Origin of the sequence: Dyadobacter sp. Leaf189 (genome assembly GCF_001424405.1) — a bacterium.
Taxonomy (GTDB): Bacteria; Bacteroidota; Bacteroidia; order Cytophagales; family Spirosomataceae; genus Dyadobacter.
This window is the reverse complement of sequence record NZ_LMPS01000006.1, coordinates 221215-248186: the sequence shown is the minus strand read 5'-3', so window position 1 is coordinate 248186 and position 26972 is coordinate 221215. Positions and strand designations below refer to the sequence as shown.

General features: G+C 46.1%; 26 protein-coding genes. 7 read left to right on the top strand and 19 right to left on the bottom strand.

Features of this window, described 5'->3' with window-relative positions; all coding sequences use genetic code 11:
* Positions 1–10 precede the first annotated feature (10 nt).
* The 6 genes from ASG33_RS19590 to pdxA all read right to left on the bottom strand — a co-directional run bounded on the left by ASG33_RS19590 (position 11) and on the right by pdxA (position 8345).
* Positions 11–2332 (bottom strand): RND family transporter, encoded by a 2322-nt coding sequence (locus ASG33_RS19590; protein ID WP_056289332.1) that lies wholly within the window; start codon positions 2330–2332, stop codon positions 11–13.
* Between the two features lie 63 nt (positions 2333–2395).
* Positions 2396–3586 carry an SAM-dependent methyltransferase gene (locus ASG33_RS19585; RefSeq protein ID WP_056289329.1) on the bottom strand — a complete coding sequence of 397 codons (1191 nt, stop codon included), beginning with the start codon at positions 3584–3586 and terminating at the stop codon, positions 2396–2398.
* Positions 3587–3635: 49 nt separating this feature from the next.
* On the bottom strand, positions 3636–5483 hold the full coding sequence (locus tag ASG33_RS19580) for a sensor histidine kinase (protein WP_229238748.1): 1848 nt from the start codon (positions 5481–5483) through the stop codon (positions 3636–3638).
* A 117-nt stretch (positions 5484–5600) separates the two neighbouring features.
* Entirely contained in the window at positions 5601–6224 is a 624-nt protein-coding gene (locus tag ASG33_RS19575) for a DNA-3-methyladenine glycosylase (protein ID WP_056289327.1), read from the bottom strand.
* A 4-nt stretch (positions 6225–6228) separates the two neighbouring features.
* Positions 6229–7116: a YicC/YloC family endoribonuclease gene (locus tag ASG33_RS19570; protein ID WP_056289324.1), complete on the bottom strand. Its 888-nt coding sequence runs from the start codon at positions 7114–7116 to the stop codon at positions 6229–6231.
* A gap of 122 nt (positions 7117–7238) precedes the next feature.
* Positions 7239–8345, bottom strand: a complete 1107-nt coding sequence (gene pdxA, locus ASG33_RS19565; RefSeq protein WP_056289319.1) for a 4-hydroxythreonine-4-phosphate dehydrogenase PdxA — start codon at positions 8343–8345, stop codon at positions 7239–7241.
* Between the two features lie 96 nt (positions 8346–8441).
* On the opposite strand from pdxA, the gene ASG33_RS19560 reads away from it, so the two are divergent.
* On the top strand, positions 8442–9368 hold the full coding sequence (locus ASG33_RS19560) for a 2-hydroxyacid dehydrogenase (protein WP_056289317.1): 927 nt from the start codon (positions 8442–8444) through the stop codon (positions 9366–9368).
* Positions 9369–9428: 60 nt separating this feature from the next.
* On the opposite strand, the gene ASG33_RS19555 is transcribed toward ASG33_RS19560, so the two are convergent.
* The 6 genes from ASG33_RS19555 to ASG33_RS19530 are packed head-to-tail and all read right to left on the bottom strand — an operon-like array spanning position 9429 to position 13107.
* Entirely contained in the window at positions 9429–9995 is a 567-nt protein-coding gene (locus ASG33_RS19555) for a 50S ribosomal protein L25/general stress protein Ctc (RefSeq protein ID WP_056289314.1), read from the bottom strand.
* Positions 9996–10031: 36 nt separating this feature from the next.
* On the bottom strand, positions 10032–10976 hold the full coding sequence (locus tag ASG33_RS19550; protein WP_056289311.1) for a ribose-phosphate pyrophosphokinase: 945 nt from the start codon (positions 10974–10976) through the stop codon (positions 10032–10034).
* A 38-nt stretch (positions 10977–11014) separates the two neighbouring features.
* Positions 11015–11590: a phosphatase PAP2 family protein gene (locus tag ASG33_RS19545; protein WP_056289307.1), complete on the bottom strand. Its 576-nt coding sequence runs from the start codon at positions 11588–11590 to the stop codon at positions 11015–11017.
* Complete coding sequence (gene trpS, locus ASG33_RS19540) at positions 11587–12564, bottom strand: tryptophan--tRNA ligase (RefSeq protein ID WP_056289303.1); 978 nt, start codon at positions 12562–12564, stop codon at positions 11587–11589. Before trpS ends, ASG33_RS19545 begins: the two co-directional genes overlap by 4 nt.
* Positions 12565–12589: 25 nt before the next feature.
* Positions 12590–12883, bottom strand: a complete 294-nt coding sequence (locus ASG33_RS19535; RefSeq protein ID WP_056289301.1) for a type II toxin-antitoxin system RelE/ParE family toxin — start codon at positions 12881–12883, stop codon at positions 12590–12592.
* Complete coding sequence (locus tag ASG33_RS19530) at positions 12880–13107, bottom strand: hypothetical protein (RefSeq protein ID WP_056289298.1); 228 nt, start codon at positions 13105–13107, stop codon at positions 12880–12882. Before ASG33_RS19530 ends, ASG33_RS19535 begins: the two co-directional genes overlap by 4 nt.
* A gap of 113 nt (positions 13108–13220) precedes the next feature.
* Here ASG33_RS19530 and ASG33_RS19525 point away from each other — a divergent pair, with 113 nt between their 5' ends.
* From ASG33_RS19525 to ASG33_RS19505, 5 genes are all read left to right on the top strand, one after another.
* A complete protein-coding gene (locus tag ASG33_RS19525) occupies positions 13221–13892 on the top strand; it encodes a DUF2461 domain-containing protein (protein ID WP_056289295.1) in 672 nt (223 codons plus the stop codon).
* Between the two features lie 52 nt (positions 13893–13944).
* Entirely contained in the window at positions 13945–17595 is a 3651-nt protein-coding gene (gene dnaE / locus ASG33_RS19520; protein ID WP_056289293.1) for a DNA polymerase III subunit alpha, read from the top strand.
* An 86-nt stretch (positions 17596–17681) separates the two neighbouring features.
* The gene (trxA, locus tag ASG33_RS19515) at positions 17682–18014 is read left to right on the top strand and encodes a thioredoxin (protein WP_031527084.1); all 333 of its coding nucleotides are present in this window, start codon (positions 17682–17684) and stop codon (positions 18012–18014) included.
* A gap of 102 nt (positions 18015–18116) precedes the next feature.
* Positions 18117–18305 carry a type II toxin-antitoxin system HicA family toxin gene (locus tag ASG33_RS26305; RefSeq protein WP_056289290.1) on the top strand — a complete coding sequence of 63 codons (189 nt, stop codon included), beginning with the start codon at positions 18117–18119 and terminating at the stop codon, positions 18303–18305.
* The gene (locus ASG33_RS19505; RefSeq protein WP_056289288.1) at positions 18302–18697 is read left to right on the top strand and encodes a transcriptional regulator; all 396 of its coding nucleotides are present in this window, start codon (positions 18302–18304) and stop codon (positions 18695–18697) included. The genes ASG33_RS26305 and ASG33_RS19505 overlap by 4 nt, the downstream gene beginning before the upstream one ends.
* A gap of 20 nt (positions 18698–18717) precedes the next feature.
* Here the strand turns inward: ASG33_RS19505 and ASG33_RS19500 are convergent, their stop codons facing one another.
* The 7 genes from ASG33_RS19500 to ASG33_RS19470 all read right to left on the bottom strand — a co-directional run bounded on the left by ASG33_RS19500 (position 18718) and on the right by ASG33_RS19470 (position 26057).
* On the bottom strand, positions 18718–19596 hold the full coding sequence (locus ASG33_RS19500) for an aldose 1-epimerase family protein (RefSeq protein ID WP_056289285.1): 879 nt from the start codon (positions 19594–19596) through the stop codon (positions 18718–18720).
* A 9-nt stretch (positions 19597–19605) separates the two neighbouring features.
* Positions 19606–20817, bottom strand: coding sequence for an aspartate aminotransferase family protein (locus ASG33_RS19495; protein ID WP_056289283.1), 1212 nt, complete (start codon positions 20815–20817; stop codon positions 19606–19608).
* 50 nt (positions 20818–20867) lie between these two features.
* Entirely contained in the window at positions 20868–22058 is a 1191-nt protein-coding gene (locus tag ASG33_RS19490) for a hypothetical protein (protein ID WP_056289281.1), read from the bottom strand.
* The gene (locus ASG33_RS19485; RefSeq protein ID WP_056289278.1) at positions 22051–22893 is read right to left on the bottom strand and encodes a type 1 glutamine amidotransferase; all 843 of its coding nucleotides are present in this window, start codon (positions 22891–22893) and stop codon (positions 22051–22053) included. The genes ASG33_RS19490 and ASG33_RS19485 overlap by 8 nt, the downstream gene beginning before the upstream one ends.
* A 135-nt stretch (positions 22894–23028) precedes the next feature.
* Positions 23029–24129, bottom strand: a complete 1101-nt coding sequence (locus ASG33_RS19480) for a carboxylate-amine ligase (RefSeq protein ID WP_056289275.1) — start codon at positions 24127–24129, stop codon at positions 23029–23031.
* Positions 24130–24153: 24 nt separating this feature from the next.
* Positions 24154–25314, bottom strand: coding sequence for a RimK family alpha-L-glutamate ligase (locus ASG33_RS19475; RefSeq protein ID WP_056289272.1), 1161 nt, complete (start codon positions 25312–25314; stop codon positions 24154–24156).
* A gap of 35 nt (positions 25315–25349) precedes the next feature.
* Entirely contained in the window at positions 25350–26057 is a 708-nt protein-coding gene (locus tag ASG33_RS19470; RefSeq protein ID WP_056289270.1) for an esterase family protein, read from the bottom strand.
* Positions 26058–26171: 114 nt separating this feature from the next.
* Between ASG33_RS19470 and ASG33_RS19465 the strand changes: the two genes are divergently transcribed.
* The gene (locus ASG33_RS19465; protein ID WP_056290503.1) at positions 26172–26969 is read left to right on the top strand and encodes an esterase family protein; all 798 of its coding nucleotides are present in this window, start codon (positions 26172–26174) and stop codon (positions 26967–26969) included.
* Positions 26970–26972: the final 3 nt, after the last annotated feature.

Sequence of the window (26972 nt, the reverse complement as noted above, 5' to 3'; positions counted from 1 at the left end):
ATCAGGTATTTCAAGTTGGCTTTACATCTTTCCCCTGCCTTTTCGCAATCGACAACAGCAATGCAGGAAGCAATATCAGGTTAGTACACATGGCTACCAGCAGCGTAATCGACACCATCACACCCATTGCTGCCGTACCTCCGAAACTGGACGCCGAGAAGATCGAGAAACCGCAGAATAGAATAATCGCGGTATAGATCATACTCAATCCTGTTCCGAAAATGGAGCGCGTCACTGCTTTTGTCGGCGTTAACCCATTCTTGTAAAGTTCCTCCCGGTATCTGGTCAGGAAGTAAACAGTCCCATCGGAGGCGATACCAAACGTGATACTGAAAATAAGGATCGTAGTCGGTTTGAAATAAATATCAAAATACCCCATAATACCTGCGGTAAGCGCTAGGGGAATCAGGCAGGGCAACTTGGATAACAGAATGATCGGGATAGACCTGAAAAGCACCATTCCCACGATCGCGATGAGTACAATGGCGATGAGCAGACTTTCGTAAAGATTGCTGAGCAGGTAATCATTGCTTTTCAGGAAAACGAGGCTGTGACCGGTAAGGCTCACTTTGTATTTGGCAGGACTGAAAATGGAGTCAACCTTCGGGCGAATCTGCTGCATCAGTTCTTTAATGCGCTCCGAGCCCACATCTGCCATTTGAAAGCTTACACGGGTTACACTTTTGTCTTCATTCAGAAATGAATTCAATTGCTTTGCAGCGCCTTGTTGTCCCTGAATATAGTTGGATACTTTGTTCAGTTCAAGTACACCCGGCAACGCGTAGTATTTTGAATCGCCTCCGCGGTAAGCCTGGTAAAGGAATTTGGAAGCTTCAACGATAGATACCGGCTTTGAGAATTCGGGAAACTTGGCCATTTCGTTTTGAAAGGCTTTTATCTTATAGAGCGCCTCAGCCTGATCCGCAAAAACGCCATTCGGCTGCTTTGTGTTGATCATCACTTCAAAGGGAAGTACCCCATTGAAATTTTTCTCAAAAAAGCGAAGGTCTGTGTAAACAATATCCTTTTTCGGCAAGTCATCGACTACATACCCGATGCTTTTGATCTTGGTCATACCAAATGCCGACACGATTATCATGATCACCATCGCAATGTAAATTTCCTTCCTGCGGTAATGAACCAGATAATTCACCTTGGTAAGAAATCCATTGGCCCATTTACCTTCCAGATGTTTCAGGTGGCGCGCTTTCGGAACACTCATATAATGCAGCGTAATCGGCAACAGGAGCAGACAAAGCACGTAAGTAACCATGACACTGATCGCGGCAACAACCCCGAATTCAACAAGTAGTATACTGTTTGTGAAGTAAAAAACACCAAAACCGATTGCAGTGGTCATATTCGCCAGGAATGTAGAAAGTCCGATCTGGCGTATCATCTGCATTAAAGCTTCGTCTTTGTTATTGTGAGAAAGCAACTCAGACTGGTATTTGTTGATCAAAAACACACAGTTAGGCACACCGATCACGATCAGCAATGGCGGTATAAGGCCAGTGAGCGCGGTAATTTTGTAATTGAATAAATGCAGGATACCAACAGAGAATACCACGCCGATCAACACCACTACAATAGATAAAAGTGTAAGTCGTAACGACCTGAAAAAAGCCCACAGGATCAATAGTGTCACAAATACAGCGAGTCCCATGAAAAGCTCCATTTCACCGGAAATCTTTTTCATGTTAACCGTCCTGATGTAGGGCATTCCCGAATAATGGAGGTCGGTGTTGTATTTTTGGGCAAAAGTCTCCGCCATTTGCTCGATGTCGTCAACAATCGTGAGGCGGCGTTTTGAGTTGAGTTCCTTGTCGTTGAAGGTCACTACGATGAGCGTAGCATTGGTTTTGCTGTTGATGACAAGTCCCTCGTAAATCGGCAGGTTGGCAATCTCCTTTTTAAGACTGTCTGCCTCTGCCTGGGTGTTGGGCATTTGTCTGATTACCGGCGCGAAGTCGAACCGGGTAAGACTGTCATTACGGACTATTTTGTAAACATTGGCAAGAGAAAGTACGTTTTTGATACCTTCCGAGGCCTTTATTTCTTCGGAGAGCTTATACCAGTCGCGGAATTTATCGATGTTAAAAAGCTCGGAATCCTGCCAGCCGATTACCATCACGCTGCCATCTTCTCCGAATAATTTTCTGAAATCCTGGTATTCTTTTTCAACGGGATCGTTGGAAGGGAGGATTCTTGCAAAGTTGTAGGAGAGTTCAATTTTACTGGCCTCGTAAGCCATAAAGACCGTAGATACCAGCACCAGGGCAACCCACATAAGCCGGTACCGGATGATGTAAGTCGCTATTTTATTCCACATATTGAGTTAATCAGGTTTAACAAAAAGTCGCAATATAGGCACAGAAGCTCAAAAAAGGGCATTTTATCCTTCGATACCGGCTATTCTTTCCAGATGGTGGTAGCCAATTCCGAAGTATTCTTTGGCAGCTTTTATTTTTTGAAGGGTAGCATGGCGGTCGGTTTTGCCGGCTGGATCTTTGACGCCTACAACCATCACGTTCTTAGGTGTATGCACATCAGAAACGAACTCGAATACTTTCGTTTTGTAGCCAAAATATTCCATAACCAAAGCCCGTATTCCGTCCGTCACCATCTCTGCCTGACGTTCCAGAAAAATACCATACCGGGTAAGAAACTGGACATCGTTACTGGCCTTGTGCTTTTCAATTTCCCGGCGGATCTGCTTGTGGCAGCAGGGCGCAACCACGATCAGGCTTGCTCCTGCGGAGATTCCCTTCCAGATCGCATCGTCCGTGGCAGTATCGCAGGCATGCAGCGCAATGAGAATGTCGGTTCCGGTGCTGTCAAATTGCTCGATCGTGCCTTCGGTAAAATGCAGCTTTTCAAATCCGGCGTGCTGAGCTATATCGTTACAAAGTGCTACGAGGTCATTCCTGAACTCTACGCCGGTCACTTCTGCTTTCCGTTTCAGTACGTTTTGCAGGTAATCATACAGCGCAAATGTGAGATAGCCCTTTCCTGATCCCATATCTGCTACTTTCAACGTATCCCGATCAGGTACTTCGCTGATCAACCCGGAAAGCAATTCAATGTAATGGTTGATCTGGCGGTATTTGTCCTGCGCATTCTTCAACACATTCCCTTGCTCGTCGGTGATGCCGAGCTGTTGTAAGTAAGGCTTCCGGCCTGCTGAGATCAGTCTCTTTTTGTTTTTGTCGTGAGTAAGCGAGGGCGCTTCCCGGTCCGTCACTTCCTTTTTTCTTAAAACCGCCTGCTGATTTTTGGTTATTTCAAATTGTAGGTCGGAATCAATGGTTTGCAAGGTAGCCACATAGAATTCGCTGCCGATCAGGCGCGACAGGATATCCACTCCTTCTTCAATGGGGTAATTGCGGGTAATGTCGCGTGTTTTGTGCCGGTAAGTAAAGCTCAGCTTTTCCTCGCGCTTTACGAGCACCCGCTTTACGTAGATGTTTTTGAGCGTTTCATCCGGACCTTTGTAGTTGCCCAGGGATAGTTTGCTGAAACGCTCGTTTTCCAGACTGGTTCTTATTGCTGTTGTAAATTCTGCGACCTTTTCAGGGATATTCATAATGCATTTGTTTTCCTGCTCAACCGGGCAGGAGAGTGGGTTACTTCAATTAACGGTTGAATGTTTTGGGTATTTCAATTTCCACGCTGGTCCCGCGCTCTTCGTTTGTATTGATCCGGATTTTACCGTGAATACTCTCTACGCGGCTTTTTACATTGCGCAATCCGGTACCCTGGCGGCCCGGTTCGATGATCCCGCTTCCATTGTCTTTTACTTCGAGCGAAATCGTTTTCAGGTTTTCAGTGAGATTGATCGTCGCCTGAGTCGCGCCAGCGTGTTTGATGATGTTGTTCGTGAGTTCGAGTACAATGCTGTATAATTCAAATTCAACGCGGCTGTTGAGGCGATTTTCCAATCCTGTCAGGTTAAACTGAAAATCGATATTCTTGTTCTCATTCAACTTGGCAATCAGCCGGTCCAGCGCTTTGATCAGCCCATGCTCTTCGAGTTCGGCGGGCATTAAATTGTGTGAAAGACTTCTCACTTCGCGGTAAGCCGAGCCTACCATCTGATGTACACTGTCATAGATTTTCTGCTCTTCGGGAGACAGCATTTTCTTGTCAATGCCGTACATATACCAGTTTAATGAAGCAAGCGTACCGCCAAGATGATCGTGTAGCTCAGCCGCAACACGCTTTCTTTCGATAGTCTGGCCTTGAATCAGCGCTGCTTCAATTTCCGCATTTTTTCGCCGCAACTTTTTGTTATTCAGCCAGAGAAAGGCAGCCAGTGCCACAATCGCAATCGTAATGCCGAGCAAAATGCGCTGTATGGTCTGCTGTTCGTTGATCGTACTTTGCTGGATTTCTGATCCCATTGCCTCATTTTCGTACATCAACTGGTACATGGTGTACTGCCTTCTTACCGTTTCATCGTGCACCATCCGTCGGTTGTGGTTGACCTGCTCGTTGTACTCCAATGCCTCTCCCGGCATATTCTTTGCTTTATACGCCCTCGAAAGCGTGATCAGCGCCCAGTTCGTTTGTTGGGAAGAGTGGTAAGATTTGGAATATTCAAGCGCTTTCAACCCCGTTTCAACTGCTTTGTCAAATTCATTCTGGTGGAAATAGGTATTACTCAGATCATTAAGGGTGTTCAGTTCCCCGTACCGGTTATTGATCTTCTGCGAAAGCCTGAGACTTTCCTTGAAATATTTCACTGCGGCGCCAAGTTCCTTCTGCCGCACTTTCGTATAGCCTTTGTTTTGAAGAATGGAGGCACGTCCCCAGTCTGAATCAAGGCTGTCATAAATCTGGTAAGCGCGCCGGTATTCCTGCATTGCTTCATTGTACATCAGCTTGTCGCGGTAGCAGTTTCCCAGGTTCTCGATCGTCATGGCCCGCGCACTATCAGCTCCCAGACTGGCGAATATCTTGATAGCCTGGTTATAATTCACCTGCGCCGAATCCCACTGCCGGTATTCGGAATAGCTTTCGGCCAGAAAGCGTTTGGCATAGGCAGTATAAAGGGGCATGTTGAGCTCCTTTGACAGCGCCATTGTTTCATTGGAAAGCTCGCGTAGCACATCGTAATTCCCGTCGAGCAGGTAATAGGTACTTAAAAGGTTGTAGGCCAGTATCCTTCCTTCATCCCAGTTGTGTTTTTGCGAGAGGCGTAAAACATGCTTTGCATAAAGCATAGACCTGTCAGCGTCAAGGAAAATGTAGGAGGCTCCAAATGCGTAGTATTGCCGGATCAGGGCAGTATCTTCTGAAAAATCACTTCTGCGGGAAGGTAAGCTGCCTTCTATCGCACTGATATTGGCGTTTCGGGTGCATTGGTTCGCAGAGAGCAAACCGGCAAAGAGAAGTAGCAGAAAGTACCTGAAAAAATCATTCATAAGTCTGGATACCATGCCGGCGAGCTCCGAAATCAGCCGGAAATAGTGAATGATCATTCATGGTATTCGTTGGGCATTCGGGGATTTATATGTCAAATATAAAAAATCAATCGCAAAAAGCCGGATGAAATGTTTGGCGGAATTGACCTTTACTGATTTTTATTTGAATATAACTTAGGGTTTACTTACAAAACTGTTGTCGCGAAGATAATAGCGGAGTGGAAGTTCCGCACCTACATTGATTCCGATTCGGGTAGTAGTCACAACCGAAAGTTCTTCGTTATCAGCAGCAATGATATAGATCGTCTCATAATCCAGCGTAAGATTGTTATGCAGAGCACGATCAATTCCCATGGCTTTCACGAGCTTGCCAGGGCCGCGGCAGAGCTCTTTGAGACTTACTGGCTTCGTTTTGAATGTGATTCCCGCTTTGCCACGAATCTCCTGCCGGCGCTGCTGCATCAGGTCGACGCCCTGCCTGGGTTCCAGCGCGCGGATAAGTACCGCTTCGCCGATGCCGGCGTCATTGCTGACTACATTAAAGCATTGATACATCCCGTAAATGAGGTACACATAAATGGTGCCAGCCGGTTGGTACATCGGCTCGGTCCGGGAAGTTCTGCGGTTATATGCGTGGCAGGCGGGATCATCGCTGAGGTAAGCCTCCGTTTCTACGATGATCCCGCTGGTAGTGCCTTCTGCGCTTTCGTGTACAAGCTCGCAGCCCAGCAGCTTTTGCGCAAGCGTGCGGGTATCGTACGATTGATAGAACGAGAGAGGAAGCCTGGTTCCCGCCATTTTATCAAATAATATTCATTGTCTGTTCCTTGATCTTTTCGAGCTCATCCTTCATTTGAACTACCAGATGCTGGATCGCCACATCGTTCGCTTTTGAGCCGATCGTATTGATCTCGCGGCCGATTTCCTGGGCGATGAAGTTGAGCTTTTTCCCATTGCTCTCGTGGGCGTTCATCGTTTCGATAAAGTAGGTAAGGTGATTTGCAAGACGTATTTTTTCTTCCGAGATATCGAATTTTTCTACGTAATAAATCAATTCCTGCTCAAAACGGTTAGTATCGAAATTGTCGTCTGACAAGAGCTCGCGAACTTGTTTTTCAAGCCGCTCCCGCACATTGGGGATCCGCTGTTTGTCTTGTTCTGTTACTCCGGCGAGCAGCGTTTCGAGGTTTTTGATATAATCAGTAAACTTATCAGCAGTCATTTTACCTTCCTGCTCCCTGAAAACGGTGCATTTGTGCAAGGCATTTAAAACCGCCACCTTGATCTGCGCCCAATCATTTTCCCGGCTCGACTCGTCTACGGTTTCGTTGTTATATGCATTGGGCATTTGCATGGTAATGCGGAAAAGCTCGGTGTGGTCTGGCGAAAAGCCCAGCTCGGAAGCCGAGGCGAGCAAATCCTGATAGTAAGCACTAACCAGCGGCCGGTTCACAGAAGTGGACGCTACCGCCTTGCCCACAGGCTGTACGGTAAGTGTAAACTCCACCTTACCTCTTTCAAGAGATTGCGTGATCAGGTTACGGATCTCAATTTCCTTTTCAGAGTAGTTTCTCGGAATGCGGCAATAGATATCCAGGAATTTTGAATTAAGGGTCTTGATCTCAACGGTAACATTGATTGAATCGGACTCGATGTTGGATACACCGTACCCGGTCATAGATTTTAGCATTTCTGTATGTTTTGCAATCCCTCTGAGGATCTGGTTAAAATATCTAAAAAAATCAGCCGAAAGCCAGCGGCTAAAAGCTAACGGCTAACAGCCAACAGCTAACAGCCAACAACTAGCCACTCCTAATTAAACCTCTGCTTCCCGCCTGATTTTGCCGGGTGCTGACTTTCTGATTGTTGTGGTTTGGAGATCAATGCATTCCTGTCCATTTCCTTATTAAAGATGTGGAAACGGGAAACGTCGCACGCCAGGTAGATCGCCTGCAGCAGAGAACCCGGTTCAGCGATGTTTTTGCCGGCAATGTTATAGGCAGTTCCATGGTCAGGCGAAGTCCGCACAGCAGAAAGGCCAGCCGTGAAGTTGACACCCTCGTTGAATGCAAGTGTTTTGAATGGGATCAAGCCCTGATCGTGGTACATCGCCAGAACTGCGTCGTACTGTTTGTAAGTGCCTGCTGCAAAGAAACCATCTGCCGGGAACGGTCCCACTACGATGTTTCCTTTTTCCTTAAAGTTCTTGATCACGGGCTGGATAACATCCTGCTCCTCAGTGCCCAGCAATCCGTTTTCGCCGGCATGCGGGTTCAGTCCAAGCACCGCCACACGTGGTTTTTTTATACCAAAATCACCTTTTAAAGATTGAAGGATCTGCTCGATTTTGGCGGATAGTTTCTCCGGCGTAATCTGTGATTTCACTTTTTCAAGCGGAATATGTCCCGTTAGTACGCCCACACGCAATTCCCCGGCGACCATAAACATCAATGCTTCTTCCTTTTCAAAAGCTTGCGCCAGGAATTCGGTGTGGCCCGGGAAATGAAAATGCTCGCTCTGAATATTGTCTTTATTAATAGGTCCGGTAACCAGTGCCTGGATTTTACCTTCTTTCAGGTCCTCCACCGCCCGTGTTAATGCAGCCAGTGAGCCTTGGCCAGCCTCGGCGGTAACTTTCCCAGGTTGCACTTCTGTTTGGTTGTCCTGCCAGCAGGTAATCACATTAGTCAGTTTATGGTTGGCCTGATCTGCTTTTTGTATCCCGTGGAGCGACCATTCTTTCATGTCCAGCAGATTTCTGTACTGGTTCAGTACTTTCAGGGAACCATAGATAATAGGCGTGCACAATTTGGCTAACTGGTTTCCTTCTAATGCTTTAAGGATCACTTCCGGCCCAATGCCGTTATAATCCCCGATTGTTATTCCGATTACGGGTTTATCAACGTGTTGATCGCTCATGTAGGTAAAATGCGGTTGAATCTATTCTGCTGACCAATTCTCTATTATTTTTGCCAGCGCCTTAAACAGGCAAGTTACAAAAAATCCTGTGCTCCCATGAAAATCCTCATTGCCGACTCCATGCATCCCTCACTTTTCAATATGCTTGACGAGCGAGGCTGGGAGTATGACTACCACCCGGAATTCCGCCGGGAAGATATCAAAGCTGCATTGCCTGGCTACGAAGGCTTGTTTATCCGTAGTAAGACTTTCCTTGACGAAGAGTTGCTAATCAATGCAGAAAGGCTCCGTTTCATAGCCAGGGCGGGAGCAGGGCTTGATCTGATCGACCTCGACGTTGTTAAAAGAATGCATATCACTCTCTTTCACGCGGGCAAGGGAAACCGCGACGCAGTTGCAGAGCAGGCCCTGGGAATGCTGCTGGCGCTGTTTAACAATATTCTGAAAGCAGACAGGGAAGTTCGTCGGGGTATCTGGGACAGGGAAGGTAACAGGGGAATTGAGTTGATGAATAAAACCGTGGGCATTATTGGCTACGGAAATAATGGATCTGCTACCGCAAAAAGGCTGAGCGGCTTTGGCTGCGAGGTACTTGCCTATGATAAATACCGGGATAATTACGGTGACGATTTCGCTACCGAGTCAACGATGGAGGAGATAATGGCCAAGGCAGATGTAATCAGTCTGCACATTCCATTAACTAATGTTACAAGATATTTGATTAATGATGATTTTATTGCCGGATGTGCTAAGCCAATCTATTTACTTAACCTGTCGCGGGGAGAGATCGTAAAGCTGGATGCAGTGGTTAAAGGGCTGGAAAGCGGGAAGATAAGAGGCGCTTGCCTGGATGTTCTTGAAAATGAAAAGATCGGTAAGCTGACCGAGGAGCAGAAAAGGACATTCGACTATTTGAAAAATTCGGATAAAGTAGTGCTCACGCCGCATATAGGTGGCTGGACACATGAGAGTTACGTGCGTATCAATGAAGTATTGGTTCAGCAGATTTCAGAATGGCTATAAACAAAAATGCCGACCAATGGTCGGCACGTTTGCATCTATTAGCCATGAAAAATAAAATACTTACTTGGTAAGCGTACCGCGAAGCGCACGTGGTATCTCTACTGAGGCGATCGGGTTGCTTGCGGCTGTCAATATAACAAAATTTTCAGCTTTAACTGCACCAACCTTTACAGATTTTCCTAAATCAAGCTCAGTTACATCAACATCTACATAGTCAGGAATATTATCAGCCAGACCTTGTACGCGCAATTTACGCAATTTTTGGTTCATTTTTCCACCTTTCATTACTCCGGTGGATGTACCTGTCAATTTAACAGGAACTTCAACTTTTATTTCCTTACCATCAACGATCTGTAAAAAATCCGCGTGGATCAAAGAATCGTTAACCGGGTGAAACTGCTTTTCCTGAAGAATCGCGTTGTATGTAGTACCCTCAATATTAAGAGTTACATTGAAAATATCCGGTGTGAAAAGCAATTCACGGAACAACATAGCCGGCGCATAGAAATGTACCTGCTCTTGTCCACCGTACAGCACAGACGGAACATAACCTTGTGAACGTAGTTCCTGGGCTTCCGTCTTGCCGAGATTCGCTCTTTTAAACCCTACAATCTCATGCTTTTTCATAAGAATATTTATTATTAAAGTTAAAAAAAATAAAATTTACTGATGATTTATAAATAATGAACTAATAGATTCATGATCTCTGATCCTTCCAATCGCTTTTGCGAAGATTTCAGCCACTGACAGAACGCGAATTTTGTCGCTCTGCTGTTTAAGAGGGATCGTGTCTGTAATAATCAACTCTTCCAAAACAGAGTTGGCAATGTTTTCGTGCGCTTTGCCTGACATAATAGCGTGTGTACTGATTGCTCTTACCGAGCTAGCGCCTTTATCAAGGATCAGTTCAGCCGCTTTGCAAAGTGTGCCGCCTGTATCGATCAGGTCATCCACAAGCACTACATCCATTCCTTCTACATCTCCGATCACCTGCATGCTGGCAATTTCATTTGCCCGCTTCCGGTGCTTATCGCAAAGGATCATATCCACATTCAGGAACTTCGCGAAATTCCGTGCACGTGCAGCTCCACCCATATCAGGCGATGCAATCAGCAGATTTTTAAGGTTCAATGATTTGATATAAGGAACAAAAATCGAAGTTCCTTCCAGGTGATCAACAGGTAAGTCAAAAAATCCCTGGATTTGTCCGGCGTGCAGATCGATCGTCATCAAACGGTCCACACCGACAGAAGTAAGCAGATTTGCCACCACTTTCGCAGCAATGGCAACGCGGGGTTTATCCTTGCGATCCTGCCTTGCGTAGCCGAAATATGGAATAACGACCGTAACGTAGTGAGCAGAAGCGCGTCGGGCGGCGTCTACCATCAGGAGTAGCTCCATCAGGTTATCGGCCGGCGGGAAAGTAGACTGGATTAAAAAAACGTCGCAGCCCCTGATGGATTCTTCGAAGCTGGGCGACAATTCACCGTCTGCAAACTTCCGTAAATTATACCCGCCGAGCTCCTTGCCATAATATCTGGCAATGTCTTTGGCCAAATACTCTGACTGACTTCCCGAGAATATTTTTACTGTATTGAAAGAACCCATGGACAGACTAAAATTTGCGCAAAATTAAACAAAATCAATTAATTAAGATAGTATCTCTTCAAAAAAATGTAGTGCAGCTGAATGCAGCAGTACCCCGTCAGCAACCCGACCAATGCGCCCACAAAGATGTCGGTAGGATAGTGTACGCCAACGTAAATCCTGCTATACGAGTAGGTTACAGCCCAAAGGAACAGTAATCCCGGGTATTTGACTTTGCCTTTTAAAAAGGTAAACCAGGTAATTGCGACAGCAAAGCTCGTTGAAGCGTGGGAAGATGCAAAACCATACAAACCACCACAGCCTGCAACTTCATGCACCATTCCGCGGAGTGTTGGTTCGTGACACGGGCGGAAGCGTATGAAGTAAGGTTTCATAAAGCCGGAGGTAATTTGGTCTGCGAGGATGACGGCCAGTATCACAGTGATCAATGCAGCAAAACCCCTCTTGCGGTCCCCCGCCAATGTGAATGCAATCAGGACCACGTACATCGGGATCCAGGTGTATTTGTAGGTGATCCAGTACATGATCGAGTCGAGCCAGGGCGTATGCAGCCCGTTTAGCCAAAGAAATAAATCCTGGTCAGCACGAATGAGCATGTCCAAGGCGTCGGTCATGAGCTGAATCCTAACACTTTACGTACTTTCGAAATAGTGTCCTGGGCAATCACACGCGCTTTTGCTTCGCCCTCTGTCAGAATTGCTTCCAGCTCCTGATTGTTTTCCATATAATAGTTGAAAATGCGTCTTGGCTCAGCAAACTTTTCAAGCATGCATTCAAACAGCGCCTGCTTGGCGTGGCCGTAACCGTAGCCGCCATTTATGTAATTCTGCCGCATTGCCTCTACTTCGCTGTCGGTGGCAATCAGGCTGTATAATTTATATGTAATATCATTGTCAGGATCCTTGGGCTCTTCCAGCGGGGTAGAATCAGAAATGATCTTTTTGACGACCTTTTTCAGCTCGTTCTCGGACAGGAAGATATCGATGTAATTATGATAGGACTTGCTCATCTTTTGTCCGTCCACACCCGGGATTGTCATAATGCGTTCGTCAATCTGCGGCTCGGGCAGTACCAGGATATCTTCTCCCGCAAGCTGGTTGAAGCGGGTTGCAATATCTTTCGTCATTTCAAGATGCTGCTTCTGGTCTTTGCCCACCGGGATAATGTTTGCATTGTAGAGCAAAATATCCGCAGCCTGTAAAACCGGGTAAGTGAACAAGCCCGCATTCACGTCGGCCAGCTTTTCAGATTTCTCTTTGAATGACGTTGCATTTGCCAGCATAGGAAAAGGCGTGAAGCAGTTTAGATACCACGCGAGCTCGGTATGCTCCTGCACGCGTGACTGGCGCCAGAACACATTCTTTTTGTAGTCGAAACCGAAGGCGAGCCAGGTTGCCGCAATAGCTCTTACGAAGTTCGTCCGCTCCGCACCATTTTTGAGGGAAGTGAGTGAATGCAGGTCCGCGATGAAGAAAAAAGATTCGTTTTTGGGATCTTTCGAGAGTTCGATCGCCGGAGCAATTGCTCCAAGAATATTACCTAAATGCGGTCTCCCGCTACTTTGAATGCCTGTGAGAATTCTGGCCATTTGCAGTTTTAATAGTATTACTTAGTTATTCATCGACCTTTGGTTCTCTGCGATTATCCCAGAAAGATAACAGCACAATGCGGTCTTCTTCAATTTGATAGAAAAGGGATTGTTGTTTTGAGAGAACAGCTTTTCTCACTCTGGGACTTGATGGTGAAGCTTCAAACATTTGAGGAAAAGCTGCTATATGTTTGACTATCTTTTTTACACGATGGATAAAGTTTTTAACTTCTCGTTCAGTCCATTGATCTTCCAGATACCCTATGATTTCAGCAAAGCCGGTTTCAGCTTCAAAAGTCCATACAACGGGTAAACTCATAGGTATTTTGCATATTTCTGCATTACCTCTTCGTTCGATGTCACCTGTTCCGCAGCTGCCTGTTTTTGTCCTCTTCCAATACTTTCCCTAACATGTTCGGGCAAGGTTTCCCAAAAGTCTGAACTTCGGGGTTTAAGCCTGTTTTGGATCTTTTTCCACTCATTCATGGGAATTACAACTGAGGTCTTCATCGTTTTTTCTTTTAACAAAAATTGAACATTCATACCATTCAAAAGTTGAGTGTTAAATAGATGATCCTATTCCCCGTTCACCAAAATTCGTTAAATTGGATCAGAAATCGTAGTAAAAACAGATAATATACAGTCACCAAATAAGAATGGAATCCGCAACACTTCACTTTCTCAGTCAATTAGCCGAAAACAACAACAGGGAATGGTTTCAGGAAAACAGAGGGCGGTATGACGAGGCCAAAGCGGATATGGAAAAGCTCGTGGGTTACCTGATCAGTGAGGTAGGAAAGTTTCAGGATCTTGGAAATTTGCAGGTAAAAGAATGTCTGCTGCGCATCAACCGGGATATTCGTTTTTCAAAAAACAAGGCGCCTTACAAGAATAACCTGGCTGCGGGCATTGGGCCTGGTGGGAAAAGTTCGGGTAAGGTTGACTACTACATACAGATCCAGCCTGGCGATCAGACTTTCCTCGGCGGAGGAATGTGGGAGACCACTCCCGAGCAGCTCGCGCGGTTCAGGCAGGAAGTGGATTATAATGCAGAAGAGTTGAAAGCGATCATTGAGGAAAAGGAATTCCGCACATTTTTCCCCGAAATCCACGGTGATACCTTGAAGACAACGCCCAAAGGTTACCCGAAAGACCATCCCGAAATTGAACTGCTGAAACGTAAGCAGCTTTTTTTTGTACATCGGTTTACCGATAAAGAAGTGGCTTCCAGGGATTTTGGGAAAACGATTGTAAAAGGTATCCAACTCCTTAAACCTTTTGCAGACTATATGAATTATGTATTGTATGAACAGCCCGCAACGCATTGATCTGATACGTTAAGTTCCTTCGAAGCCAGTTCCATTATTCAACCCGTTACAAATGCAATTTTCCCATTTACACTGCCATACCCAATTTTCACTTCTCGACGGGGCGGCTGACATTAAAAAACTGTTCAAAAAGGCCAAAGAAGACAATATGCCCGCCGTCGCGATTACCGACCACGGCAATATGTTCGGCGTTTTCGAGTTTGTGGCAGAAGGAAATAAGCAGGGTATCAAGCCGGTCGTAGGATGTGAATTCTATGTGGTGGAAGACAGGCACGTGCGACAATTTACCAAAGACAAAAAGGATGTACGTCACCACCAGCTTTTACTTGCGAAAGACGAAATCGGGTATAAAAATCTGGTCAAAATGTGCTCCCTGGGCTTTATTGAAGGGATGTACGGTAAATATCCCCGTATTGACAAAAGCCTGATCGTTCAATATCACAAAGGTTTGATCGCCACTACCTGCTGCATTGGAGCGATTATTCCTAAAACCATTATCAGGCAAGGAGAGGAAGCTGCCGAGAAAGAATTCAAATGGTGGCTGGATTTGTTCGGTGACGATTTTTATATCGAGTTGCAGCGTCACGAGATCCGCGATCAATACATTGTCAATGAGGTTCTTTTAAGGTTTGCCAAAAAATACAACGTTAAAGTAATCTGCTCCAACGATTCTCATTATGTGGATCGCGACGACTGGAATGCACACGATATTCTTCTGTGTATCAACACCGGCGACAAGCAAAGTACCCCATCTGCAAAGGATTTTGATGACGAAAAGGGTATTCCGAAGGGTTCCCGCTTTGCATTCTATAATGATCAGTTCTATTTCAAGAAGACCAGCGAAATGATGCAGCTGTTCAACGACTTACCCGAGTCGCTGGACAATACGAATGAGATTGTTGACAAGATCAAAACACTTGATCTCAGAAAAGATATTTTACTCCCCAACTTCCCGATCCCCGACGAGTTTAAGACACATACTTTGTCGGAAATGGTTGGTAAAAAGGAGCTGACGGCAGATGTGCTCAATCAGTGGGAGTACCTGAAACACCTCACTTTTGAAGGTGCGAAGTTTAAGTACGGCACAATTACCCCTGAAATTGAGGAGCGGATCAACTTTGAGTTGAATACAATCCGTAACATGGGTTTTCCCGGTTACTTCCTGATTGTGGCTGATTTTATAGATGCGGGTCGGAAAATGGGTGTGTTTATCGGTCCGGGCCGTGGTTCGGCAGCCGGTTCCGTGGTGGCCTACGCAACGGGGATCACCAATATTGACCCGATCAAGTACGATCTGCTTTTTGAGCGTTTCCTTAATCCTGACCGTATTTCACTCCCTGATATTGATACGGACTTCGATGATGAAGGCCGGCAGAAAGTGATTGATTATGTAGTTAAAAAATATGGTTACAACCAGGTAGCGCAGATTGTGACTTACGGTACAATGGCGGCAAAATCAGCCATTAAAGATGTAGCCAGGGTAATGGACCTGCCGCTTGCAGAGGCGAATGCACTCGCCAAGCTGGTACCCGACAAGCCTACCTATAATATGACGCTCAACCGGATCTTCACAGCGCCGCTGGAAGGGGAAGGGAGCCTCTTGAAAAAGGAAGGAATCGCACCGGAGGAATTGGATAATGTGAAGAAAATGCGGCAGATCGCATTGGGCAAGGATTTGCAGGCCAGTGTGTTGCAGGAGGCGAGAAGGCTGGAAGGTACCGTAAGAAATACGGGCATTCACGCAGCGGGTATCATCATTGCACCGAGTGATCTGACGGAGATTATACCGGTAAGTACCTCCAAAGATTCTGATTTTCTGATTACCCAGTATCAGGGGAAGATCATTGAGGACGCAGGAGTTATTAAAATGGACTTCCTGGGGTTGCGAAACCTGACCATCATTAAGGAAGCGCTCCGGCTTATCAAGCAAAACCATAATGTCGATATTGTGATCGACGACGTGCCGCTCGACGATCCGAAAGTTTTTGAACTGTTTCAAAGGGGAGAAACGAATGCGATCTTCCAGTTTGAATCGGACGGGATGAAGAAGCACATGCGCGACCTCATTCCCGATCGTTTTGAGCACTTGATCGCCATGAATGCATTGTACCGCCCGGGTCCGATCGCGTACATCCCGAACTTTATCCGCCGTAAAAACGGCCAGGAGGAAATCACGTACGATTTGCCGGAACTGGAAGAGTATTTGTCTGACACTTACGGTATTACCGTTTACCAGGAGCAGGTAATGCTTCTTTCACAGAAGCTGGCAGGATTTACAAAAGGCCAGGCGGATACCTTGCGTAAAGCAATGGGAAAGAAGCAGATCGAGACGCTGAACAAGCTGAAAGGCGACTTCATGAAAGGCGGTACCGAGCGCGGACTTGATTCCAAAAAACTCGAAAAGATCTGGACTGACTGGGAAGCATTCGCTTCTTATGCTTTTAACAAGTCACACTCAACCTGTTATGCATTCGTCGCATACCAGACAGCTTACCTGAAAGCGCATTATCCAGCTGAATATATGGCGGCGGTTTTGACGAGCTCACTGGGTAACATTGATAAAATTACATTCTTCATGGAGGAATGTAAAGCATTGGGTATAACTGTTCTGGGTCCGGATATCAATGAATCTGACAGGCAGTTTAACGTGAACAGCCGGGGTGAAATCCGGTTTGGTCTGGCCGGTGTAAAAGGCAGCGGCGATGCAGCTGTGGAGTCGATCATAGAGGAAAGAGCAGCAGGTGGCCCATTTGCCGATATATATGATTTTATCACGCGAGTCAATTTAAGGACTGTCAATAAGAAGACGATTGAAAGTCTGGCCTATGCGGGCGGGTTCGACTGTTTTGAAGATTATCACCGGGCGCATTACTTCGCTGTTGAGACTGGCGAAAACGGTACATTCATTGAAAAGCTTATCCGTTACGCGAACAATTATCACGCAGAAAAATCATCTGCACAAGCTTCTTTGTTCGGCATATTAGGCGACGGCAGCTCTACGCTTGCAAGACCGAAGGCGGCAGATGTTGCCGCCTGGGACGATCTGGCAAAGTTGCGGTATGAGCAGGAGGTAGTCGGCTTTTACATTTCTGGTCACCCGCTGGATACATTCAGGGTTGAACTGGATAACTTTTGCAATTGCACGGTCGACAAAGTAATGGAGATTGCGGAAGGAGAGCGGTCGCCGAAGTATTTTGGGAAGGAGATCAGCGTGGCGGGAATTGTTACCAGCGCGCAGGAAAGAATGTCGAAGAATGGCAGTTATTTTATGATTTTTAAAGTGGAGGATTACAAGGGTTCACTTGAAATGCTGCTGGGAGGCGAGGATTATATCAGGTTCAAAAATTATCTGCAGGTGGGCCAGTTTCTTTATATAAAGGGTAAAGTACAAAACCGCTGGAAACAGGAGGACCAGTTTGAGTTTAAGATCACCCAGATTCAGCTGTTGCCGGAGATCATGGGTAAAATGTGTAAGAAGATCAAGATCAATCTTACATTGGATCAGATTGACGCTCAGTTTATTCACGTACTAAGTGATACGCTCAGCCACCACCCGGGGCCATGTGCTATAAATATGACGGTCGTAGATCCGGATACAAGGCTGGAAGTTGAAATGTTATCGCGCGGATACCGCGTCGCGCCAACCACTGAACTCTTCAAAGTACTTCGCGGATTTCATGGCGTACAATTCTCTTTGAACTGATTTACATTAGCAATATTCAGGAACTTTTAGGCACCAATTATCCTTATTAGAACAGATTTATAAAACAACATTAGACATTTTCAAACATGGGAAAAGCACTTGAAATTACCGATAGCACCTTTGAAGAATTGATCCAAAGCGAAAAGCCAGTACTTGTTGATTTTTGGGCTGAGTGGTGCGGACCTTGTAAAATGATCGGGCCGGTTGTAGAGCAGCTTGCAGGAGAGTACGAGGGTAAAGCAGTTATTGGTAAAATGGATGTGGATATGAATTCTTCGGTTCCAGCTAAATTCGGTATCCGCAGTATCCCTACTTTAATGATATTCAAAGGCGGTCAATTGGTTGACAAAGTGGTAGGTGTAGTTCCTAAAACAACGCTGGAAGACAAATTGAACGCTCAGATCGAAGCGACGGTATAACATCTTACCGCCAGATAAATGAAAGCTCCCATTCGGGGGCTTTTTTTGTGACTGCTTGTTTAAAGGTATATTATTGTATACTTTTAACACAAGTCACTTGCAATGAAATCCTCAGAATTCCATCGCTTAATCAAGCGAAACGGTTGGTCGGTCATTCGGATAAAAGGTAGCCATTATATCTATCAAAAAGGGGACGAGACTTACACTGTGGCTTATCATGGCTCAAAGGAGATGGGCGAGGGAATACGCCTGAGGACCATTAAGAAGATGAATTTAAAGGAATCGTTATGAAAAAAATTAAGGTTATTATTGAGAGAAGCAAGGATTTTTTCTGGGCTTATAGCGATAATGTTGACAAGATAAGCGGAGGTGGAGCAACGATTGATGATGTGAAAAGATCTGTATATGAATCCATTGACATTGTCAAATCCTTCGATGATAAAAACATTCCTGCTGCACTAAAAGGCGAATACGAGATTGAATGGAAGCTTGATGTTGGAAGCTTTTTGAAGTATTACAAAGGGATATTCAGCCAGACCGGCATTGCGAAGATTACCGGAATTAACGAGAAGCTGCTGAACCACTATGCTTCCGGCATTAAAAAGCCAAGGCCAGCACAAGCCAAAAAAATTGAAGCAGCCCTGCACAAACTTGGCAATGAACTTTTAGCAGTAAAGCTGTAAGCGTTACTGCTAAAAGTGAACTATTCATTAATTTCAATGGAAAAGCTGGCCCGGAAAGTTTCACCGGCCGCCAGCTGCAAAATTCCCTCTTTCGTTTCAAAATTCTGGTCCGAATCTGCGCTATCTGCAATGCCCAGCCAGGGTTCAATGCAAACGAAGTCTCCCTTTGGTTTCGCCCAGATACCCAGATAGGGGAAATCATCGAAACGAACGGTGACTACCTGTGCAGATTTTGTACTTCTCAGACTTACCTGCTTTGAAACCAGATGTTTGAATATCAACGCATCGCTGTCGAACAGGTGATGATCCAGATGAAGTACATTGGTATTATCAAAAATCTTTTTGGTCTCATTCCCTACCAGTCCGTCTTTCGTCAGTAGCCAGGTAGAGTCGTTTTCAACGGCTTCAAATTCAAGATAATAATCCGAATAATTTTCACCCTCCTGCACCGGGCATTTAAATGCAGGATGCCCGCCCAAAGAGAAGAGCATCTCATTGTCGCCCTTATTAACGATTTTGTGACTGACCATAATCCTCTGCTCTTCCAGTCGGTAAGTGACTTGAAAATCAAATGCAAATGGATAAATTTTCATGGTTTGTTCCGACGATTTCAAACCAAAGGTCAAGCTTGAACCGGTTTGTTCAACCAGAGTTACCTCCGGATTATTTCGCACAATTCCGTGGCGGGGTACTGCATAATCTTTTCCATTATACCGTACAAAACCATTTTTAATCGCGCCGATAACCGGGAACAAAACGGGGGCGTAACTTGGCCAAACGTCAGGATCTGCATTCCACATGAAATCAGTACCTGTTACCTTCGACTGAATGCGGCACAATTCCGCACCTGCCTGCCTTACGGCGATACGCAAAAACTCATTCTCTATTGAATATTCCATAAGCTTGGTTTAAGAATTCAAAACATCAATAATCACCTTGCAAGCTGTGCGGATTTCGTCTTCCGAAATTACCAGCGGAGGCGCAATGCGCATGGCATTGTCGCAGAACAGGAACCAATCTGTCACAACACCATTTTCAATGCAGCGATCTATGGTATCTTTCAGTTTTTCAAACGATTCCATTTGCGCAGCCAGCATCAAACCTCTTCCTCTTACCTCACTGATCGCCGGATGTACAAGCAGCGATTTAAACAACTCGCCCTTTTCAACAGCAGAATGGTGCAAATTCTCGTCTAAAATTACATTTAATGCGGCCAGTGAAGAAGCGCAGCAAACCGGGTGACCGCCAAAAGTGGTAATGTGTCCAAGTATGGGATTGTTCTTAAAAACGGCCATCACTTCCTGCGAAGCCATAAACGCACCAATGGGCATACCGCCACCCATTCCCTTGGCACTTAGTAAAATGTCAGGGTAAATATCAAATTGTTCAAATGCCCAGAAACTTCCGGTACGGCCAAACCCGGTTTGGATTTCGTCCAGGATCAGCAGTGTCCCAGTCTCGGTACATTTCTGTCGCAATGCGATCATGAAATCCTTTTCAGGTACCCGCACACCAGACTCTCCGCCGATCACTTCAATGATCACAGCCGCTGTTTTATCAGTGATCTGCTCCAGATCTACCATGTTACCATGTCGGATCTGGCGTGTACCGGGAAGCAGTGGACGGAAATTCTGTTTGAAAAAGTCGGCTCCGGCCAGGCTCAATGCGCCTTGTGTGGCCCCGTGATAGGCATTTACGCAGGATATGAATTCGTGCCTGCGTGTAAATCGCTTTGCAAGCTTCATCGCACCCTCGGTAGCCTCGGTGCCAGAGTTGGTAAAATACACATTATCAATGAGGCCGAAAGGGGAGGGGCAGGGTGGGGTAACCTGCAATGTCTTCGTCAATGCAGTTGCCAGCTGCACCTGTGCGCTCTGCACAAATTCGCCATAAACAAGCAAGTGCATGTGCTTTTCCAGCTGCTCGTGAATGGCGGATATTACCTTAGGGTGCCGGTGACCGACATTACTTACCGCAATTCCGGAAATCAGATCCAGGTAGGACTTCCCGTCTGCTCCATACATATAAACTCCCTGGGCACTTTCAATTTCGAGCGCGAGCGGATAATCGGAAGTTTGGGCGAGATGATCAAAAAACTGTTGACGATGGGTAATATACATTCTTTACTTTTGATACTTTTTTAAAGTGTAGTTCTTTTCTGGTGTTTTCCTCATTCAAAGAAAGTGGCACTGCCGCCAACCCAGGTAAAATCTTTATTGAAGCGCACTCCGATCATTTCGCCCCGGCTCAATCTGCTCAGACTGATCAGCAGTTCCGGCTTCTCAGCTTGATCTTCCCAGCTGTACATCATCCTTACCTCACATTTTACGAGTCCGTCCGGTGCCTGTATCACAGGTTCATAGGATACCTTGCGCTGTAGTATGTAGTTTTCGGGATCAGGTAATGCATGAAGATCCGCAGCTGTAACCTGCAAACGTACGCCGGAACCAGCAAATGAAAATAGAGGTTTCAGGACGTAGTTTTGAAGATCCTTCGGAAAGTCACCCGCATAGTCACTCACGAAACGCGTTTCCGGTATGTACGAATCTTTGAGAAAGGGCATTGAAAACTTGCTGATCCGGAAAAACCAATTCGGATGCCCTACCCAGGTTACATCCACTTCATCGGTAAAATGGTAGCTGGTAACCAGGTCCGGGTAGTTGAGCAGATCGTCGAAGATCAGCCTGTTATAAATTCGTTTGACTTGAACCTTCCGGCCATCTTTCTCGTAAAAGAGCGATTTTCCTTCACGGATCAGTTTGGTATAGCAAACTGCCTGGATCCCCAGCATTTCCGCCGTTACAGCAAAGTCGATCCTGGTTTTTTGTTTTTCAGGAAAAATTTCGAGCAGGATTACGGATTCCGGTTCTTCGCCAGCGAGAATAAGCGATCGCAGTTTTGCTACATAAGCATTGTATCCGTCACTGTTGAAGAGATACTGAAATTCAGGTAGCACATCAAAATGCATCTTGAATGCTTCTGATAAAAAAGCCTGGTACCCGAAGATCGACGGAAATCCTTGTAGCTCGATCAACTGCGGAACAAGCGCTCCATTCTCATCCCTGCAAATCGCATAGTCAATTGCCAGGAATGAAGTATGCGCATTTTCACCGGGAACAAATTGCGTTTCGGGGACAGCGCGCTCTGTTTTTGCTTTGAAGTCTGGCGAGCGCAATACCTCGATAATCTGCTCCGAAGTTTCCAGGATTTGCTCTTTCAGCTCCTTCGGAATAAACACGGGTGTTTCGGCCACACGAAAATCCAGCTGGCCAGGGAATGCAGATTCAATATAAGCTACAAAGTCCTGGTACTTCTTGTCAGAAAATGACCGGTTAAATGCTTCCCGGGCTTCCTTATGCATAGGCGGGTGTAAATGATTTGTCCAATGCGTTTTTCAGAAATGCAGGCAGGATAACAGACTCGGTGAGCAGGATCTTGTCAGGATCGTTCAGGTGCGCAATCATGTCATTGTATTTAGTCTCTCCATGCGCGGCGACAATCGCGGTTTTTTTATCCTCCCTGAGAAAATACCGCAGCATTCCTTCTGCGTCAGCTTCGGGGTGAAACTGTGTTCCCACGATCTCATTAGAAAAGCGGATCGCCATTACAGCGCGTTCCAGCGGCACATGCGGACGGATCTTTTCAAGACAAAGCAATTTTGCACCCATATCGTCGAACATGAACTGATCGGGCTGGGTTACCTGAAAGTCACGCGAATCCACGATCCAGAAAGGATCTGCAAGCCCGGTAAGCAGCGGATCTTTACGTCCCGTGCTGGTCTTGTGTACCGGGAATGTACCAAATGAAGTCTTTCTCCTCTTGCTCACACGAGCAAGTTGCCAGTGTATGCAAGCCATTTGGAATGAATGGCAGATCAGGAATAAGTGTTTTTTGACGCGGTTCTGACGTTTCTGATTGTATTGAAACAGCTGGTCAAGGAAAGAAAAGTACTTCTTCTCCCAGGCTTCGCCGACTGGTGAAGGATTACCCGGCCCACCGGTAGAAATATAGGCATCGAAGTCCATTCCGGGAATTTTGAGCTTTTGGCGTACATCGAAAATCGTGTATTCAACGGGCACTGCTTCTTTCTCACCAAAACTGGTGATAATTTTCCTGATGCATCGCATCCCTTCGTTCTCGAACCCGTCGTACATGTCCAGGATTGCTACCCGGAAATGTCGTGTATTGTGAATCATTTTTGTGAGGGCTTTTTGCCAGGAGCTGTTGCTGTTAGCTTTTAGCAGTTAGCTGTTAGTTTATTTTTTTGTAAAATATTTAAACAAACTATATGCATATAAGTTCGATGGGCAGAATTTTATTTGGAGGCTTTGTTACTCCAAACCTATCTTAGTCTCCGCTACGATATAATCTACCACTGCATTCATACTTCCCGTTTGTTCAAAAACAGCCAGCTGGCGATCAGCGCCGGTGCCCATTTCCATGATCTGGTAGATGTAGTCGATCTCCTTCCGGCTTCCCAGCTCGTCCACCACATCGTCGATAAATTCAAGCAGCTCGCCGGCGAGCAATTTGTATTCCACTTCTTCCTGTTTGCCAAAATCAATGAGCTTTCCGTGAATGCCATACCGTGCCGCGCGCCATTTGTTTTCATTAATGAGCATCCGGTCGTAAACGCGGAAGCTGAGGTTCATCCGGTGCAGCTTGTAAATTTTTGCAACCAGCGCCTGCATAATCGCGGCGAGGCAGATAGTCTCGTCTGTCCGCATCGGTACATCGCACATCCTGAACTCAATCGTATTGAAAAAAGGATGTACCCGAATGTCCCACCAGATCTTCTTCCCGTTATCAATGCATTTGGTCTTAATCAGCAGGTTTACATACTCGTCATACTCGGATGCGCTGGAAAAATAATCGGGTATACCTGTTCTCGGGAATTTATCAAAAACCTTGGAGCGATACGATTTAAAGCCTGTATTCCGACCGCACCAGAAAGGCGAGTTGGTAGATAATGCATAAATGTGCGGTAAAAAGTACCTGACTGCATTCATGATCTGAATTCCTTCATTACGGTCTTCGATCCCAACATGCACGTGCAGCCCGAAAATGAGATTGCCCCGTGCTACATCCCGCATTTCATCTATAATCTCATCATACCTCGGATCGTCGGTAATCAGCTGATCAACCCAGTCGGCGAAAGGGTGGGTACCTGCTGCTGCTACCTGTAAATCCTGCTTTTCAGCCAGGCCGAGGATCATTTTACGCAGGTAAGTCACTTCTTCTCTCGCTTCCTGTATGTTGTGGCAAATATTGGTACCTACTTCCACAACAGCCTGGTGCATTTCGGCCTTCACACGCTCCTTTAAGGTGATCTTACCATCTTCAACCAGCTTCGACATATGCGATCGCAGGTTGCGGGTAATGGGATCTATCGTCTGAAATTCTTCTTCAATTCCTAGTGTGAAAGTGGCCATAAAGGGCAATTTGAAATGCTTTGATCAGGATTTTTTCATTTTTGAATTCTTGGCAGGCGCTTTGGTCACCGCAGCTTTGTTGGTTGGGAGCAGCGGATCCGGTTCTGCGATCGGCTCTGAACTTCCGTCTGTCGGCTTCTTGACCGATTTCTTCGGCGTAACAGCTTTGATGTTAACCTCCGTAGCAGAGGGAACAGGAGCAGGTTGCGCTGGTTGCGCGGGAGCAGGAATACCGGCCTGCACTGCATTGCTCAGGAAGGTTCCCCAGGTAAGGTTAACCTGTCCGGGTACCTGCGCTTTGGCACGTTCAATTGCCATATTAGCGGCAGCTTCTACTACCCACTCAAAATTGTCGGGACCTACGGAATATATGTCCGCATCGGGTGCTGGGTTGCAAAAGTCGATGGCGTAAGGAATACCGTCGCGTACGGCAAATTCAACCGTATTGAAATCATAGCCCAGCGCTTTATTCAATTTCAGGGTATAATCTTTAATGGTTTCCAGCAACTTTTCTCTTTCCTCTCCGGTAGCTTTTAATTCCGATGCATATCTTAAATGGTGCGGGTTGCGGGGCTCGTAAGGCATGATCAGCACATCTTTCTGGCCGATACAATAGCAACGAACATAGTCGCTAAATTCAATCTCTTCCTGCAGCATCATCACAAGCTGGCCCGTTTCCTCATGTTTAAACCACATATCCTGCGGATTCACAACCTTGTAAACGCTCTTCCAGCCGCCGCCATCGTGTGGTTTCATGTAAGCCGGAAAACCTACATACTGGAATATCTCTTCCCACGCCATCGGGAATGCGAGGTTGCGGAATGAAGTTTCCGTTGTATTATCAGGCCGCTGCTTCGAAGGCAGCAGCACTGTTTTAGGAACAGGTACCCCGATCTGCTCTGCCAGTGCATTGTTGAAGAACTTTTCGTCCGCGCTCCACCAGAATGGATTATTGATCACTGCGGTGCCGCACAGTGCCGCGTTTTTGAGGTAAGACCTGTAAAAAGGTACATCCTGCGAAATGCGATCGATGATTACGGCGTATTCAGTCGGAGCAGCTTGTGCAACTTTATCAATGGTAACTGCCTCAGCAATTATATCGGGTTCTCCCTTACTGTTAACTCTTTCAATAAATGCATTCGGGAAAGTATTTTCCATCCCAAACAGTATTCCAATTTTTTTCATCCTAAAAACGCGGTTTGTTATTGATAAAGTCCGTTTTACATGATCCTCGCCAGATAATCGGGAAACATCTTGGTCCACAAAGGCCAATCGTGCTTCTCCCAGCCCCGGATATCCAGCCAGTGTTCTATGCCATTTGCATTTAAAATATCAGACATCCTTACATTACTGTCGAGACAGATATCCCATTCAGAAGTACCCAGCACGATTTTCATGTGCCCATATCGCCAGCCTTGTTCATTAGGCATGTAGTCGACCGGGTTATTGAAATAAACAGTATCGTCGTAAAAGCCATCGGTAAAGGTCCTGATATCGAATGCGCCACTCATACTGATCAGGTAAGCGACAAGATCGGGATGCCTGAATGCGAAATTGGCTGAATGAAAACCTCCGAAGCTGCAACCCGCCACACCGATCTTCCCGACGTTACACTCGGCCTTAATATATGGTACCAGCTCGTTTGCAAGAAACTTATCGTACTGAATGTGGTTGAGAACCCTGTATTGCGGGTTAATGTGTTTGGCGTACCAGGAATCCGCGTCAATGGAATCGACACAATAAAGCTTGTATTTACCTGAGTCGATCAAATTCCTCACTGACTCGGTCAGGCCCATATCTTTGGCCTGATAATACCGCCCGAGGGTAGTTGGAAAAAGGAGGATAGGGTACCCCCAGCTTCCGTAAACAAGCATATCAATCTCTCTGTCCAGGTGATGAGAGTAGTATTTAATGTGCTTCTCTTCCAAATCAGCCGGGGTTAAATTTGATAAATGAAATATACAAAACAAATCATAGGAAGCAAATTAATAACTTGCACGTTTGTTTTAGTCCAATTTCAGGGGTTTAAGGGTTTGAGCGCAGTGTATTCTTCCACATATCTTGATGATATAAAAATTTATTCCAACTTCCTTCACAGGGAAGTCCGCATAAGCGTGCTCTTGCCTGCCGGGTACGACGCGACAATGCAATATCCATTGCTCCTGTTCAATGACGGCCAGGATTTCGGGTCACTCAGGTTGGTGGAGATTGTCGGGGAGCTGCACAGTTCAGGACTAATAAAGCCGATGGTTGTAGCGGGCATTCACGCAAATGAACGTCGCATTTACGAGTACGGAACGGCCAGCAAGTCTGACTACGCAGGCAGAGGCAGTGAAGCCGGGCAAACAACTTCATTCGTCACTAATGAGCTTCTTCCGTTTTTGCAACAGCATTATCAGGTGAGGCCCTCCGGCAATGCCTACGCCGGCTGTTCACTGGGTGGGTTGATGGCGCTGGATGTTGCGCTGCATTTTCCGGCATTGTTTCCGCTTACCGGGGTTTTTTCCGGCGCATTGTGGTGGAGGCAGAAGGCGATCGGAGAGGGGTACCAGGATTCTGACAGGATAATGCATGCGCAAATCCGGGATCTTGGGGAAAAACCTGCATTGAAATGCTGGTTTCAATGCGGCTCGCAGGACGAGCACGACGATCGCGATGGCGACGGTGTGATCGATTCTATACAGGATACCCTTGAATGCATTGCTGCATTGGAAAGAAAAGGATTGGTCTGGAACCAGGATGTTTTCTACACCGAATTGCCGGAGGGGCGCCACGACCAGGATACCTGGTCGAAGATGATGCCCGAATTCCTGAAATGGGTATCTGCAAACCTGGAATAAGCT